Annotated in this window: 11 protein-coding genes; 4 read left to right on the top strand and 7 right to left on the bottom strand. The window is 73.2% G+C overall.

Annotated elements, in window-relative coordinates; all coding sequences use genetic code 11:
• Window positions 1-10 precede the first annotated feature (10 nt).
• From OG734_RS08485 to OG734_RS08495, 3 genes are read left to right on the top strand one after another with little or no spacing between them, the layout of a single operon-like run.
• The gene (locus OG734_RS08485; protein WP_330286856.1) at window positions 11-733 is read left to right on the top strand and encodes a glycosyltransferase family 2 protein; all 723 of its coding nucleotides are present in this window, start codon (window positions 11-13) and stop codon (window positions 731-733) included.
• Complete coding sequence (locus tag OG734_RS08490; RefSeq protein ID WP_330286857.1) at window positions 730-1,356, top strand: TIGR04282 family arsenosugar biosynthesis glycosyltransferase; 627 nt, start codon at window positions 730-732, stop codon at window positions 1,354-1,356. Before OG734_RS08485 ends, OG734_RS08490 begins: the two co-directional genes overlap by 4 nt.
• A 47-nt stretch (window positions 1,357-1,403) precedes the next feature.
• On the top strand, window positions 1,404-2,165 hold the full coding sequence (locus OG734_RS08495) for a class I SAM-dependent methyltransferase (protein ID WP_330293606.1): 762 nt from the start codon (window positions 1,404-1,406) through the stop codon (window positions 2,163-2,165).
• Window positions 2,166-2,490: 325 nt separating this feature from the next.
• On the opposite strand, the gene OG734_RS08500 is transcribed toward OG734_RS08495, so the two are convergent.
• Window positions 2,491-3,768: a molybdopterin-dependent oxidoreductase gene (locus OG734_RS08500; protein ID WP_330286858.1), complete on the bottom strand. Its 1,278-nt coding sequence runs from the start codon at window positions 3,766-3,768 to the stop codon at window positions 2,491-2,493.
• A 114-nt stretch (window positions 3,769-3,882) separates the two neighbouring features.
• Between OG734_RS08500 and OG734_RS08505 the strand changes: the two genes are divergently transcribed.
• The gene (locus tag OG734_RS08505; protein WP_330286859.1) at window positions 3,883-5,331 is read left to right on the top strand and encodes a hypothetical protein; all 1,449 of its coding nucleotides are present in this window, start codon (window positions 3,883-3,885) and stop codon (window positions 5,329-5,331) included.
• 198 nt (window positions 5,332-5,529) lie between these two features.
• On the opposite strand, the gene OG734_RS08510 is transcribed toward OG734_RS08505, so the two are convergent.
• The 6 genes from OG734_RS08510 to OG734_RS08535 all read right to left on the bottom strand — a co-directional run bounded on the left by OG734_RS08510 (window position 5,530) and on the right by OG734_RS08535 (window position 14,014).
• Window positions 5,530-6,294, bottom strand: a complete 765-nt coding sequence (locus OG734_RS08510) for a YcnI family copper-binding membrane protein (protein ID WP_330286860.1) — start codon at window positions 6,292-6,294, stop codon at window positions 5,530-5,532.
• A gap of 42 nt (window positions 6,295-6,336) precedes the next feature.
• Window positions 6,337-6,918 carry a hypothetical protein gene (locus OG734_RS08515; RefSeq protein ID WP_330286861.1) on the bottom strand — a complete coding sequence of 194 codons (582 nt, stop codon included), beginning with the start codon at window positions 6,916-6,918 and terminating at the stop codon, window positions 6,337-6,339.
• Between the two features lie 228 nt (window positions 6,919-7,146).
• Window positions 7,147-9,291: an SWIM zinc finger family protein gene (locus tag OG734_RS08520; protein ID WP_330286862.1), complete on the bottom strand. Its 2,145-nt coding sequence runs from the start codon at window positions 9,289-9,291 to the stop codon at window positions 7,147-7,149.
• The gene (locus OG734_RS08525) at window positions 9,291-12,122 is read right to left on the bottom strand and encodes a DEAD/DEAH box helicase (protein WP_330286863.1); all 2,832 of its coding nucleotides are present in this window, start codon (window positions 12,120-12,122) and stop codon (window positions 9,291-9,293) included. The genes OG734_RS08520 and OG734_RS08525 overlap by 1 nt, the downstream gene beginning before the upstream one ends.
• Window positions 12,123-12,236: 114 nt before the next feature.
• Window positions 12,237-12,830: a sugar kinase gene (locus tag OG734_RS08530; protein WP_330286864.1), complete on the bottom strand. Its 594-nt coding sequence runs from the start codon at window positions 12,828-12,830 to the stop codon at window positions 12,237-12,239.
• Complete coding sequence (locus OG734_RS08535) at window positions 12,827-14,014, bottom strand: ROK family glucokinase (RefSeq protein WP_330286865.1); 1,188 nt, start codon at window positions 14,012-14,014, stop codon at window positions 12,827-12,829. The genes OG734_RS08530 and OG734_RS08535 overlap by 4 nt, the downstream gene beginning before the upstream one ends.
• Between the last annotated feature and the right edge of the window lie 87 nt (window positions 14,015-14,101).

The raw sequence follows: 14,101 nt of genomic DNA on the forward strand, positions 1-14,101 counted from the left end.
GAAAGTCGTGATGACCTCTTCCGCACCCGAGGACGTCGATGTCGTCCTCCCCTGTCTGAACGAGGCCGAGGCCCTGCCGTGGGTACTCGACCGCGTTCCTCCCGGTTGGCGCGCCATCGTCGTGGACAACGGCTCCACCGACGGCTCGGCCGACATCGCCCGCGAGCGCGGCGCGACCGTCGTGCACGAAGCCCGGCGCGGCTTCGGCGCCGCCTGCCATGCCGGGCTGACTGCCGCGACGGCCGAGATCGTGTGTTTCTGCGACTGCGACGCCTCGCTGGATCCGGCCCTGCTCATGCCGTTCGTACGCGAAGTGCAAGGCGGCGAGGCCGATTTGGTGCTCGGGCGGCGTCGGCCGCAGGGCCGGGGTGCCTGGCCCGTCCATGCGCGGGCCGGCAATCTCGCGCTCTCCCGGATGCTGCGCCGGCGTACCGGCCTGCGGCTGCACGACCTCGGTCCCCTGCGCGCCGCGCGCCGCGAGGCGCTGCTCGGTCTGGACCTGACCGACCGGCGCAGCGGCTACCCGTTGCAGATGGTCGTGCGCGCCGCCGACGCGGGCTGGCGCGTCACCGAGCACGACGTCCCGTACCTGCCGCGCTCCGGTGCCTCGAAAGTGACCGGGACCTGGCGCGGCACCTGGGAGGCGGTACGGGACATGAGCCGCGTCCTGGCTCAAGCGCCCGTCGTACCCACGGCGGCCGAAGTACAGGGCCACGAAGGAATCCGTCGATGACCACTCTGCTCGTCATCGCCAAGGAACCCCGGCCGGGACGGGTGAAGACCCGGCTCACTCCGCCGTTCACGCCCGAGGAGGCCGCGGCGCTCGCCGAGGCGGCCCTCACGGACACCCTGCGAACGGTGGCCGGGACACCCGTCCGGCGCCGGGTCCTGGTCCTCGACGGGACGGCCGGGCCCTGGCTGCCGCCCGGCTTCGACGTCGTACCGCAGTGCGCGGGCGGCCTCGACGAGAGGCTGGCGGCGGCCTTCGCCGGCTGCGACGGCCCGGCTCTGCTGATCGGGATGGACACCCCGCAGGTCACCCCGGGCCTGCTCACTGTGGACTTCGACGGGTACGACGCCTGCTTCGGTCCGGCCGACGACGGCGGCTTCTGGGCGCTCGGGCTGGCGGAGCCGGACCCCGAGTTGCTGCGTGGCGTCCCCATGTCGACGCCGGCCACCGGCGCCGTCCAGCGCGACCGGCTGGTCGCCGCGGGCCTGCGGGTACGTGAGCTGCCGCGGCTGCGGGACGTGGACACCGCAGCCGACGCCGAAGCGGTCGCCGCGGTGGCGCCGTACGGTTGCTTCGCCGCGGAACTGGCCCGGCTGGCCCGGCTGCGGACGGCCGGCCGCCGATGAGCACAGCGCATGAGGTGAGCACAGCTCGTGAGGTGACGGCACGTGAGATGACGGCGCGGGACACCTCCGGGCACAGCTGGTCCGCCGATCCCTACGCCGACGCCCTCCGGGCCGGCCGCGGACCGCTCTTCCTGCGTCGCGGCGACGGCTGGCTGCTGCCGCTGGACGTGGAGCGGTGGTGTGCGCGGGCCGACACCGTGGACCGGCAGGTCCTGGACCGGTGCGAGGGTGCTGTCCTCGACGTCGGGTGCGGGCCGGGAAGACTGGTCGCGGAACTCGCCGCCCGGGGCCGGACCGTGCTCGGCATCGACGTCAGCGAGGCCGCGGTCGCCCACACCGTGGGCCTCGGCGGGCCCGCCCTGTGGCGCTCGGTCTTCGATCCCCTGCCGGGCGAGGGCCGCTGGAACACCGCCCTGCTCCTGGACGACAACCTGGGCATCGGCGGCGACCCACGCGCCCTGCTGCGCAGACTGGCCCGACTGCTGCTGCCCGGCGGCCTGTTGATCGCCGAGACAGTCCCGGTGGATGTGGACGAGCGCGCCGACGTCCGCATCGTGTGCGGCACCGACGCACAGGGTGCCACCGGCGCCGCGTTCCCCTGGGCCCGGCTCGGCACCCCGGCGCTGCTGCGGTACGCCCGCCCGCTGGGCTGGCGCACCGTCGATCAGTGGACGGCCGGCGGCCGCTGTTTCGTCTCCCTGCGCAGCCGCAGCACCAGCAGCAGGGCGGACCCGCCGAACAGTACGGCGGTGATCAGCAGCCAGCGGGTGAGGAAGCCGTCCGCCGAGAGGCCGGTGGCCGACTCGTAGCCGGCCGCGACCCGGCCGCTGATCAGCGGGAACCACACCAGCAGCAGGAGCCCGGACAGAGCCGCCGGCACCCGGACGTACAGGGTCCGGTCCCGGCGGCCGACGGCACCGAGCACACCGGTGACCGCCCGGTCCAGGACCGCGTACAGCGGCAGAAACACCAGGTCGTGCAGGACCGCCGCGCCCACGAACCACAGCGTCACGCCGAGCCGGTCCCCGGAGAGCAGACGCATGCCCGCGTACCCCGTGAGCGCGAACGAGCAGGCCAGGAACAGAATCTGCAGGGGGCTTCCCAGCGGAGGGAGCGGAGGGAACGCTCTGCGCATCACAGGTCTCCGAACGTCATCCGGGCCACCCACTTGGTGTTGAGCACCCCGGGCGCCGCGGGCACGATGATCCGGGCCGGGTAGCCGTGGTCGGAGGTCAGCGGCTCACCGTTGACGTCCAGGGCCAGCAGCGAACGCGGGTCACGCACCTGGTTGGACCGCAGGGCGGCCTTGCGGAAGGCGCCACGTCGCTGGAGGGACTCCACCAGGACGTCGGGGGCCGCGTCCGCTTCGTAGCCGACCAGCGCGGCGAGTTCCCGCAGCCGTACGCCCCGCCACCACTGGTCGCCGGTGGACCACCCCTCGACACAGGCGATCGGCAACGCCGAACTGTGCAGCGGCAGTTCGAGCAGCTCGGCGCGGCTCAGCCGGATCGTCCCGGAGGGCCCGGTGACGACCAGCCGCCACACGTCCTCGCTCGTCTCCCGCGCGCTGATCCCCCGGGACGCGGCCGTCTTGTTGATCTGGAAGCCGCCGGGGCCACTGCCCGGATCGGCACCTCCGTGCGGCGCGAGGAGGGCCGTGCGCCGCAGCGGTCCGTCGAAGTTCTGCCCCACCGTGGTCCCGAACAGCAGCAGCGAGCCACCCCCGACCAGCCACAGCGCCCCGCGCCGGGACACGGTGGGCTCGGTCGGCCGCGGGGAGACCAGGGGGAAGTCCGGCTCCCCTCCCGCCTCCTCCTCGGGGCCCTTGCCCGCCCGCATGCGACGCACATTGCGTACGGCGGCGGGGCCCCGGAGCACCACGTGCACCACGAACGCGGCGAAGAACACCCAGGCGCCGTAGAAGTGCAGCGGATAGAAGGAGCCGGGGAAGACATAGTCCAGCTGGACGTTGAGCACACCCGTCACGAACTCGAACAGCACGCCGCCGACCAGGAACAGCAGGGAGATCCGCTCCAGGGCGTGCGCGAGGGACCGGGCCGGCGGCAGCGCGAACAGTTTGGGCACCACCGACCACAGTTTGGCCAGCAGGACGGGGACGAGGGTGATCCCGAGCGTGACATGGACGCCTTGGTTGAGCCGGTAGAGCCAGTAGGGACGCGTCGGCCAGGCGAAGAGGTAGAAGCCGAGCAGCCCCTTGTCCGGGGTCTTGTCGTTCACCCGTGCGAGGTCCGGGTTGTAGGCGGCGTACGACAGCAGACCCGTCACGAACAGCACGGTGATCCCGCCGAGCAGCACAAGACCGAGGACGGAGGTGAACCAGGGACCGCGTACGGGACTGCGCCAGAAACCGGGGGACGTGGGCGAGGAGGAAGGGGCGGGCAACCGTGACATGCGCCGACCGTAGGACGCCGCGGGCGCGGTAAGGGGCCTTCGACACATGACGAAACGCTGACGTCCGCACGCGCGGCGGCCTCGGCACGGCCCGCGCGGCCTAGCGTTCCCGTCGTGACCCGTGATCTTCTCCGAGACCTGTACGCGACCGTGGCCGCCGCCCTGCTTGTCGTGACGGCCGCGCTGGTCGGCATTGTGATCCAGCGGGCGAACGGCTCCCTGCACGTGGGTTGGCCTCCCCTGTACGCCTACTGGCGTCCCCACATCGGTCCCGGTACCCCGGCGGCGCTCGTCGTCGCGGCCGGGGTCGTGGCGTACGGCCCGCAGTTGGCCTCCCGGCTGCCGTGGCGCGCGCTCCTCGGCGCCGCGTGGGGCACGGCGATGGCGTGGACGTGGTCACTGGCACTGATCGACGGCTGGCAGCGCGGAATCGCGGTACGGCTCACGACCAGGTACGAGTACCTGCAGGTCATCGACCGCTTCCAGGACATCCCCGCGACGCTGCGGGACTTCACCGGCCACATCCTGATCGACTCCCCGGACCACTGGCCGGCCCATGTGGCGGGCCATCCTCCGGCGGCGACGGTCACGTTCGTCCTGCTCGACCGGGTCGGACTCGGCGGCGGGGGCTGGGCCGGAGTCTTCTGCATCACCGTGGGTGCGTCGGCATGCGTGGCGGTGCTGGTCGCCGTGCGGGCGCTCACGGACGAGGCCCTCGCGCGCCGGGCCGCGCCGTTCCTGGTGATGGCGCCGGCCGCCGTGTGGATGGGGACGTCCGCGGACGGCTACTTCGCGGCGGTCGCCGCCTGGACCATCGCCTTCCTCGCCCTCGCGGTCACCGGACACCGGCCCCGGCTCACCGGTTTCGCCTCCGGCCTCCTCTTCGGCCTCACCTGCTACCTCTCCTACGGCCTCACCCTCCTCGCCGTCATCGGGGGCGCCGCCCTGCTGCTCGGCGGCCCGCGCCGAACCCGACCCCTGCCGTACGCGCTCGCCGGAGTCGCCGTCGTCCCGCTCGCGTTCACCTTCGTGGGCTTCAACTGGTGGGAGGCGTACCGCCTCCTGGTCGAGCGCTACTACCAGGGGGCCGGCGGCATCCGGCCCTACGGGTACTGGGTGTGGGCCAACCTCGCCTGCACGGTCCTGGTCGTGGGCCCGGCGACAGTGGCGGGCCTGCGGCGCAGCGGTGCCACACTCCTCTCGGCCACGGCACGGCTCAGTCCACGTTCCTCCCCCGATGCTCCCCCGCCCGTCCGGACACCCGACCACCAGGGCCCTCCCGGGCGGGTCGTCTCCGCCCTGCGCCGACGTGTTGTGCCCCGGTCGGGTGGTCCCGGCGCCTCCCCCGACCTCCGCCTCGCCCTGCTCGTCGCCGCGGCGTTCTCCGCCTTGCTCATCGCCGACCTGTCCGGCATGAGCAAGGCGGAGACCGAACGCATCTGGCTGCCGTTCGCGATGTGGCTGCTCGCCTCATGCGCGTTCCTGACCCGACCCCGCACCTGGCTCGCCACGCAGGCCGTGATCGCCCTGCTGGTCAATCACCTGCTGCTGACCGGCTGGTGAAACGGCTGGTGAAAACGGCTGACCGACGGTGCCGGCCCGGCGCGGCCCCTTCCGCCAGTTCGCCTCACCCTCCAGTCCCATGATCGCCCGCTCGGTGGCGGGGAAGCATGCCGGCTTCGCCGGTGGGAGCGCTTCTCCCGGTCCCCGGACGAGGGCCGGTACTGCCGTCGGGCACCTGACGGCAGGACCACCGGCCGCCTACTCGGCCCGGGATCCGGCGGAGCGACTGCGGACGACGGCGAAGACCGCTGCCGCCAACCCCAGCACGCCCACGACCAGCCCAGCCACACCGAGCCCGCGGGCGGTCGAGTCACTGCTGGACGCGGTGGCCGTGGAGTTGCCTGAGCTCTTCGTGGTCGCCGAGGCGGAGGCGGTCGAGGCGCCGCCCTCCGCGCCCTCCGCATCGTCCGCGTCCTTGGCCGTGAGCTTGAGCACCGGCGCCGGGTTCTCCGGCTCGTCCCCGCCGGACTCCGCCTCCTCTATCCAGCGGACGATCTTGCCGTCGGAGTACGTCTGGAGGGTCTTGAAGGTCAACTGACCGGCGTCGTCGGGAAGTTGTCCGAAGGCCACGTCGAAGTCCTCGAACTGCCCGGCACCGATCCTCCCGCCGGTCCAGGTGATCTCGGAAACGGCGTCGGTGATGGTGCCGTCGTCGGTCTTGACCGGCGTCTTGAGCTTCGTGTTCGTGACCTTGGCGGTCCAGCCGTCCCGCGGCGAGACGAGCACGCCGAGCACGGGGTGGTCGGTCGGCAGGAAGACCTGCACCTTCGTGGTGCCGGCCGTGTCCTCCTCGTTGGGGACGCGGAAGGTCAGGACGCCGTCCGTGGCGCCCTTGGCGTAGCTCTCGGGGTGCATGGTGACATGCGCGGAGGCGACACCGGCGGCGGTGAGAACGCCGGCGGCGGCGAGGGCGACGACGACGCCGGACCGGCGCAGCGTGGTGGTGGTGCGAGTCGTGGACATGGCTGAGTGGATCTCCGTACTGGGGGGAGGGGATGTCGGGTTTCACATCGCGTACGACATCCCCTTCGGCGGTCCGCGCCGGTGCACGGCGTACCGCAACAGCACCTGCCGCGGCTGCCATGCCCCGTCGGCGCCGAGACGCGCGGGACCAGGCGCACTCGATGCGCCCCGGAATCCCCTCACCACCTGCCACCAGGCAGCGAGCCCCGGCAAGAACGCGGCCGCCCACCGCAGCAGCGACCACAACGCGGCCTCGCCGCACCGCAGCCACCAGGTCAGCACCAGGGCCGCCCCGATATGCGCGGCGGTGGCGTGCGGGGTCAGCGCGTGGGAGTGGGACATCCGCATCCCGTGCATGACCATCGCGGCGTGCGGCCGGGCAGCGCCGAAGGCCAGGTGCAGTCCGCCCTGGGACGCCAGCGTCACGCCACCGATCCCGGTCAGCGACCGCTCCCGCCCACCGAGCAGGCAGCCGACCACGAAGACCGGAACAGCCCCCGCAACCTGCACCCACACCGGCGGCGTCACTCCCACGGCCAGCGCATGTCCCCCAGCGGCGAGCAGCACGCACAGCACGGCGAGCACCGCCGCACGCAGGCTCCGCACCGCCAGGGAAGCACTCACGTCGCAGATGCTGCCATGCGGCGCGAGGGTCTCTCCCCTCGCCCCCGCATACGCACCACCGCCACGCCCACGGACACCGTTCAGTTCCCGCCTCCGCGAAAAAACGAGGGCAGCGGAAGCACCCGAGGGCGGCGTGCTGAATGCGGTAGCCGTTTCCTGCACTCCCTTGTCACAGCCGGATCGGCTCGCCGCCCTGCGTCGGATGGCGGAAGATCTGGCCGCCCCGGCTCAGGGCTCAGTCGGGTTGCCGAGGCCGGTGAGGGCGCCGACCGGGTCCAGGTCGGGGGTGCCGCGGGGCCACCAGTCGTCGTGGCCCGGTTCGGACTCGTACGCGTACCAGAGGCCGTCCCGGCCCAGGCGCAGCTGTATGTGGCCGCGTGGGTGGGTGAGGTGGTTGCGCCGGGGTCTGAAGGCGGGGAGGTCGGCGGCGAGGAGGAGGGGGCGGGCGCGGTCGAACCGTCCGGCCGGCGGGTCCCAGGCCTCTTCGAGGACCGCGAGTCCGTCGAGCCCGCCCTGCCGCCAGGCGGCCACCGCGCGCGCCAGTTCGGCCGGGGTTCGGTCGGCGGCTCTGGCGAGCGAGGAGTAGAGGGTGCGGGTGCCGGCGGTGAGGCCGGAGCCGGGGCGGGCGGCGGCGAGACGGACGGCGTCCTGCCACAGGGTCAGCTCACCGACGGGGTCGTGGCCGGTCGTGAGCAGTGTGTGGGCGCGGGCGGCGGCGTCCGTCGCCAACTGGTCCAGCGCGAAGGGGTCCGGGCCGCCCGGGGACGCGGGGTAGGCCGGGGGCGGGTCGGGGTGCGGGCGGGGAGGCAGCGGGGCCGGAAGGGGCGGGAGGGTGCGCGGGGCGAGCGCATCGGAGGCCCGGACCCCGGGGAAGGAGGCCGGCCGCTGCTCCTGAGCGGCGCGGGCGGCGTGCGCGGCGTTGCGCCGGGACAGCTCGTCGAGCACCTCTCGTTCGCCCCGGCCCCGTAGCAGGAGGAGGACGAAGGGATCGGCGTCGAGGAGGCGGGCGGTCTGGTAGCAGAGGGCGGCGGCGTGCTTACAGGGGTGCCCGGAGTCGGGGCAGCTGCACCGGGGTTCGAGGTCCCCCGGGCCGGGCAGCAGCGGCGCCCCGCAGTCGGCGAGGGACTGGGGCATCTCCTTGTCGAGCAACGCGGCGATGTGCCCGGGCCGCGCCACGGCGGCGTCCAGGAACCGCTCCCACTCCTGGTCGCCGAGGGTGCGCAGCCGCACCTGGACGCGGTACGGCCGCGGCCGGGAGCCCTGCACATAGGCGAGTACAAGCCCCGGTGTCACGGTGATGGCATCGACATGCCCCTTTGCGGCGTACCCGCGCCCCCGCACCAGCCGGGCGGCATCCAGCGCTCCCTCCTCCAGGGCGGCCACCCAGGCGTTCCCCCACCAGCTCTCCGCGAAGCCGCCGGGTCGGGACGTCGCCTCCCGGTTCCCCGAGGCCGGCAGCGCGGGGAAGGTGCGGCGCAGCTCACCGTCACGGCCGGGGGCGGCCATGGAGGAGGGCGAAGAAGAGGCGGAGGAGGCGGCGATGCGTGGGTTGTCGAGGGGACCGTCGAGGAGCGCCGCCTGCCGGAACCCGGCGGTGTTACGGGTGTTCGGGGTACCCAGGGCGTTGGGGACGTCCCGCGACGCGCCTGATGATGCCTGCGGAGCCTCGACACCCAGAGTGGCATTCCGCGAGACCGGCGAAGCCACGGCACGCAGGACGTCCCCGACAGTCATCGGCGTCGACGTGTCCGTGCTCGGCTCGTCGTCCGGAGTCTTCGGCCCACTCGCCGAAGCCGCCGGGGACGTGTCGGTGGGCAACTGGAAGGACCCGGCGAGCAGTTCCCGTACGGCATGCGTCCGGTCCTCGGGGATCCGGTCACGTGGGTTCTGCCCCGGCACGGGCGGGGCGGGCCGCCGCGTGGCCTCGGCTGCCGCCGACTCCGCGTCGAGACGGGCCCGTCGAGCCTCCCCCCGCGCGGCGCGCAATGCCTCTCGGGCGACGTCCCCGGGACGCCCGCCCTTGCGCCCTTCGTTGTCGGCGCGCCCTTCCGGAACCTTCCCAACCGCCGATTCGGTGTCGTCCGCCGCCTGTGCCTCCGTGACCTGGCTGCCGGTCGGCGGCGTCGCGCGCCGCAGAGCCGCCCGGGCCGCGTCTCCTGGCCGGGCATCACGCGCGTCGGCCTCCGCCCCGCCACGCGACCCGCTCGTCTCCTGACCCGCGACGTGCTCCCGTGCCGCCCGCAAGGCCCTGCGCGCCGCGTCGGCGGGCCGGTCCCGCTCGGGTACGTCCGACAGAGGGTGCCCGCCCGACACCGGCTCCTCCTCCACCGCGTCGCGCCCTTCCCCGCCCTCCCGGCGTTCCTCCGAGGCCATCACACCGCCCCCCGCAACGACACCAGGTCGGACAGTGCCCGATCCGTCAGTTCCGTGAAGGACGACTCGCCGGAGGTCAGGATCGCGTCGGCCAGGGCCCGCTTGGACTCCAGCATCTCCGCGATGCGGTCCTCGACCGTGCCCTCGGTGATCAGGCGGTGCACCTGGACCGGCTGGGTCTGGCCGATGCGGTAGGCGCGGTCCGTGGCCTGTTCCTCGACCGCCGGGTTCCACCAGCGGTCGAAGTGGATGACATGGCCCGCGCGCGTGAGGTTCAGGCCGGTGCCGGCGGCCTTCAGGGAGAGGATCAGGATCGGGGTCGCGCCGCTCTGGAAACGGTCCACCATGCGTTCCCGTTCGGGGACCGGGGTGCCGCCGTGCAGCAGTTCCACCGGGACCGCGCGGGCCGCGAGGTGGGCCGTGATCAGGCGGGCCATTCCCACGTACTGCGTGAACACCAGTGCCGAGCCGTCCTCGGCGAGCAGGGTGTCCAACAGCTCGTCCAGCAGGGCGAGTTTGCCGGAGCGGGCAGCCAGCCGGTCGCCTGCGGCAGGCCCGGGGGCCTCCTCCTTCAGGTACAGGGCGGGGTGGTCGCAGATCTGCTTGAGGGATGTCAGCAGCTTCAGGACCAGGCCCCGGCGGGCGATGCCGTCCGCCGTCTCGATGGCGAGCAGCGACTCGCGCACCACCGCCTCGTACAACGCGGCCTGTTCACGCGTCAGGGGGACCGGATGGTCCGTCTCCGTCTTCGGTGGCAATTCCGGGACGATGCCCGGGTCGGACTTCTTTCGGCGCAGGAGGAACGGGCGGACCAGGCGGGCGAGTCGGGCCACCGCCTCCTCGTCCTCACCGGTCTCCACCGCGCGCGCGTGCCGGGCCCGGAAGGACTTCAGGGGGCCCAGGAGGCCGGGGGTGGTCCAGTCGAGCAGGGCCCAGAGTTCGGAGAGGTTGTTCTCCACGGGGGTGCCGGTGAGCGCCACGCGCGCGGGGGTCGGGATCGTGCGCAGCGCCTTCGCCGTCGCCGAGTAGGGGTTCTTGACGTGCTGCGCCTCGTCCGCGACGACCATCCCCCACGGCTGCTCGGCCAGCTGGGGTGCCGTCGACCGCATGGTGCCGTACGTCGTGAGGACGAAGCCGCCCGGCATGTCCTCCAGGGTGCGGTCGGGGCCGTGGTAGCGGCGGACGGGGACGCCGGGCGCGAACTTCGTGATCTCGCGCTGCCAGTTGCCCAGCAGGGAGGCCGGGCAGACCACCAGCGTCGGTTCGCTGCGGGCCCGCCGCAGATGCAGGGCGATGACGGTGATCGTCTTGCCGAGCCCCATGTCGTCGGCGAGGCAGCCGCCGAGGCCGAGGGAGGTCATGAGGTCCAGCCAGGCCAGTCCCCGGAGTTGGTAGTCGCGCAGACGGGCCTGCAGACCCGGGGGCGGTTCCACCGGGGTGATGCCCGCCGTCAGCCGGTCGCGCAGGGCCGCCAGCGCGCCGACCGGGACCGCCTCGACGCTCTCGCCGTCGACCTCCACGCGGCCGGTGAGTGCCGCCGAGAGCGCGTCGACCGGGTCGAGCAGGCCCAGTTCACGCTTGCGTGCCTTGCGGACGAGCGCCGGGTCGACGAGCACCCACTGGTCCTTGAGGCGTACGACGGGACGGTGGGCCTCCGCCAGCACGTCCATCTCGGCCTCGGTGAGCGGATCTCCGCCGAGCGCCAACTGCCAGCGGAACTGGAGGAGTTCCTCGCTCTCGAAGAAGCCGGTGCCGTCCTTCGCAGAGCCGGGTGCCGGGCGTACGACGGCCTGGGCGGTCAGGTCCTGGGCGAGGTCCCGGGGCCAGTGCACGGCGACGCCGGCGGCGGCCAGCCTGGTCGCGGCCACCCCGAGCAGGTCGTACAGCTCCTCCTCGGAGAGGGCCAGGACGTCGGGCGCTTCCTGCTCGGTGAGGCGGTCGAGCGGGGGCCAGACACGGGCCGCGCGGCGCACCGCCAGTGCGGCGTCCACGCGGGCGCGTGTGCCGAAGGCATCGTCCGCGGTACCTGCCCACAGGGTTGCCGCGTCGGTCACCAGGGTGGGGTCGGCGAGGCTGTGCACCTGGACGATCGCCGCGCCCGCGGTGCGCACCCGGTCGGGGTCGTCGAACAGGTCGTACGCCGACAGGTCGAGGCGGAGCGAGATCCGCACCCCCGCGTCCATGCCCGCGGCGACCTCCGCCGCCCAGTCGTGGGCGTCCGGCAGCCGCTGGGCCGGGCGCGCGGCGAAGGGCATCCCCGACGCGTACGGCGCCGCCGGAGTGCGCGGCAGAGTGTCCGCGACGGCGTCCAGGAAGGCGCGCAGCAGCGCCTCCGGCTCGGGCAGCAGCAGCGGGCCGGAGCCGGGGAGTGGCACCGCGTGGCCCTCGTGGGGCAGGGCCGCGGCGATGGCCCTGAGGTGGGCGATGTCGTCGGGGTCCAGCGGGCCCGCGCGCCAGGCGTCGTGGCCGGTGGGAGTCAGCCCGGGCAGCAGCCTGCCGCGGGCCGTGAGGCGGAGGGCGTGCAGCGCGGCGGCGCCCCAGCAGGCCGTGGCGGGATGGGCGGCGGGGTCTCGGCGGGCCCGTACGAGCAGCGGCAGCGCCGCGTCGACGGGCAACGTCAGCGCGGGGGTGGTCCGGCGGCGGACGCCGGCGCCGTGCCGTCGTACCACCGTGAGTTCCGTATGACCGTCGCCCTCATCCGGTAGGCCCGTGTCCCCTTCCGGGTCCCAGAAGGCGATGCGGCCCTCACGCGGGAGGGGGGCGGGGAGGAAGACTGCGGCGAGGCGCACGGACACGTCCGCCGTCGCAGTCGCCGATGCCTCGGCGCTCATTCGCACCTCACCTCCCGCCCTCGTGTCGTGTCCGTCGAGTCGGACGTCTTCGACTGTACGGGCGGGGTCTGACAATCGGTCGCGGAAACAGGCCGAAGCCGTTCGCACAGCTGGTCAGGGGGTTGTGCGCGCGACGACGTACACCATGTAGTGGTTGGGGTGGGACCACTTCACGACGATGTGCTGCGTGGGTGCCGGGTTCTTCTGCTGGTGGGCGAGGCCCCACCACGGGCCCGGCTCCTTGAACTCCCAGCCGACGATCTTCTGGTCGCGGGCACTGATGGTGAACTTGTCCTTCTTCAGGCTCGTGCGGGGGACGCCCATGGCCTTGAAGAAGTAGTCGAGCCCCGCGTTCGTGGTCATGAACTGGACGTACAGACGGCTGGTGCGCCAGTTGTTCGTCTCGTAGTACGCGACCTTCGTCGACAGGATTCCCTCGCCGTCGGCCTGGCGCGGGACGGGCACCTCGTAGATGTGGCGCTGGACCTTGGAGGGCCAGGCCTTGGTGAGGCCTCGCGCCGCCCACTTGCGTTCCTTGTCCTTGCCGCTGTCGCGGCTCTGGTTGGCGGAGATCACCAGATAGCCGGCGGGTACACCGATGAGCAGCACGATGATCAGCAGGGTCAGGGCCCGGCGGCGGATGACGTGACCGCGGTCCTCGGGCGGCTCGTCCGGGAGCATGGCCTGGCGGGGCAGGGAGGCGGTCACAGCGGCCCCTGGGTGGTGCGGCGGGTCTCGACGAACTTCTCGTAGCGCTCGTACCGCTCGACACGGCGCCGGTTGGCGCGCCGGAAGCGGCGCGCGACCAGGCGGGCGAGGTCGGCGGCGCCCACCATGCCGGCCTCGGGGCCGAGCTGGGCGCGGGCGATGCGGGCCTCGGGGCGGTAGCCGCGGCCGGTGAGGTGGCGGCGGAAGGCCTCCCGGGCGGGGCCGATCAGCAGGTCGTCGGCCGCGGAGACACCGCCGCCGATGACGAAGCAGGAGGGGTCCAGGGCGGCGGCCAGGTTGGCGATGCCGACGCCGAGCCACTGGCCGATGTCCTGGAGCAGCTCGATGCACATGGCGTCGCCCTCGCGGGCCAGCTCGGTGATCATCGGGCCGGTGATCTCGGAGATGTCGCCCTTGACGTGCTCGATGATCCCGTACGCCACCGGGGAGTCGGCGGCAGCGAGTTCACGGGCCTCGCGGACCAGTGCGTTGCCCGAGCTGTACTGCTCCCAGCAGCCGCGGTTGCCGCAGGGGCAGCGGTGGCCGCCGGGCACGACCTGCATATGGCCGAACTCGCCGGCCACGCCGAACTTGCCGCGCTTGACCTGGCCGTCCTCCAGGATGGCGCCGCCGATGCCGGTACCCAACGTGATCATGACGAGGTGGTCCTCGCCGCGGCCCGCACCGAAGCGCCACTCGGCCCAGGCCGCGGTGTTGGCGTCGTTGTCGACCAGGACGGGGACGGCCAGACGGCTGGAGATGCGGTCCCTCAGGGGCTCGTTGCGCCACGACAGGTGGGGCGCGAACAGGACCCGGTTGCGGTCGGCGTCGACCCACCCGGCCGCGCCGATGCCGACGGCGTGCACGTCGTGCCGGTCGGACAGGTCCAGGACCAGCTCGACGATGGTGTCCTCGACGACCTTGGGGCTCTTCGACTTGTCGGGCGTCTCGGTGCGGACCTTCTCCAGGATGTTGCCGTCGGCGTCGACCACTCCCGCCATCACCTTCGTGCCGCCGATGTCGATGCCGACGGTGGGCACGCGCGGGGCCGTGAGGTGGGAACGGCGCTCGCGCGTGCCGACGGTACGCAGCGCAGGCGCTCTGCGGGAGCCGATGGGGGCGCTGCCCTCTCGGGCGGAGCCGGCCAGTGCCCTGGGGAGTGCGAGGTCGCGGTAGCTGCTCATCGGAAGTGATTCTGCCTCACCGGCAATGCGGGTGCGTTGCGGGGGAGCAATGGGGCGGTGTGGGTTGTTTGCCGGGTGCGGGCGCGT

The sequence above is a fragment of the Streptomyces sp. NBC_00576 genome (assembly GCF_036345175.1).
GTDB lineage: Bacteria > Actinomycetota > Actinomycetes > Streptomycetales > Streptomycetaceae > Streptomyces.

Excerpts from the sequence above, each read along its gene's own strand:
- OG734_RS08485 (WP_330286856.1), top strand. The coding sequence starts at position 11 with ATGACCTCTTCCGCACCCGAGGACGTCGATGTCGTCCTCCCCTGTCTG.
- OG734_RS08490 (WP_330286857.1), top strand. The coding sequence starts at position 730 with ATGACCACTCTGCTCGTCATCGCCAAGGAACCCCGGCCGGGACGGGTG.
- OG734_RS08495 (WP_330293606.1), top strand. The coding sequence starts at position 1,404 with ATGACGGCGCGGGACACCTCCGGGCACAGCTGGTCCGCCGATCCCTAC.
- OG734_RS08500 (WP_330286858.1), bottom strand. The coding sequence starts at position 3,768 with ATGTCACGGTTGCCCGCCCCTTCCTCCTCGCCCACGTCCCCCGGTTTC.
- OG734_RS08510 (WP_330286860.1), bottom strand. The coding sequence starts at position 6,294 with ATGTCCACGACTCGCACCACCACCACGCTGCGCCGGTCCGGCGTCGTC.
- OG734_RS08520 (WP_330286862.1), bottom strand. The coding sequence starts at position 9,291 with ATGGCCTCGGAGGAACGCCGGGAGGGCGGGGAAGGGCGCGACGCGGTG.
- OG734_RS08525 (WP_330286863.1), bottom strand. The coding sequence starts at position 12,122 with ATGAGCGCCGAGGCATCGGCGACTGCGACGGCGGACGTGTCCGTGCGC.
- OG734_RS08535 (WP_330286865.1), bottom strand. The coding sequence starts at position 14,014 with ATGAGCAGCTACCGCGACCTCGCACTCCCCAGGGCACTGGCCGGCTCC.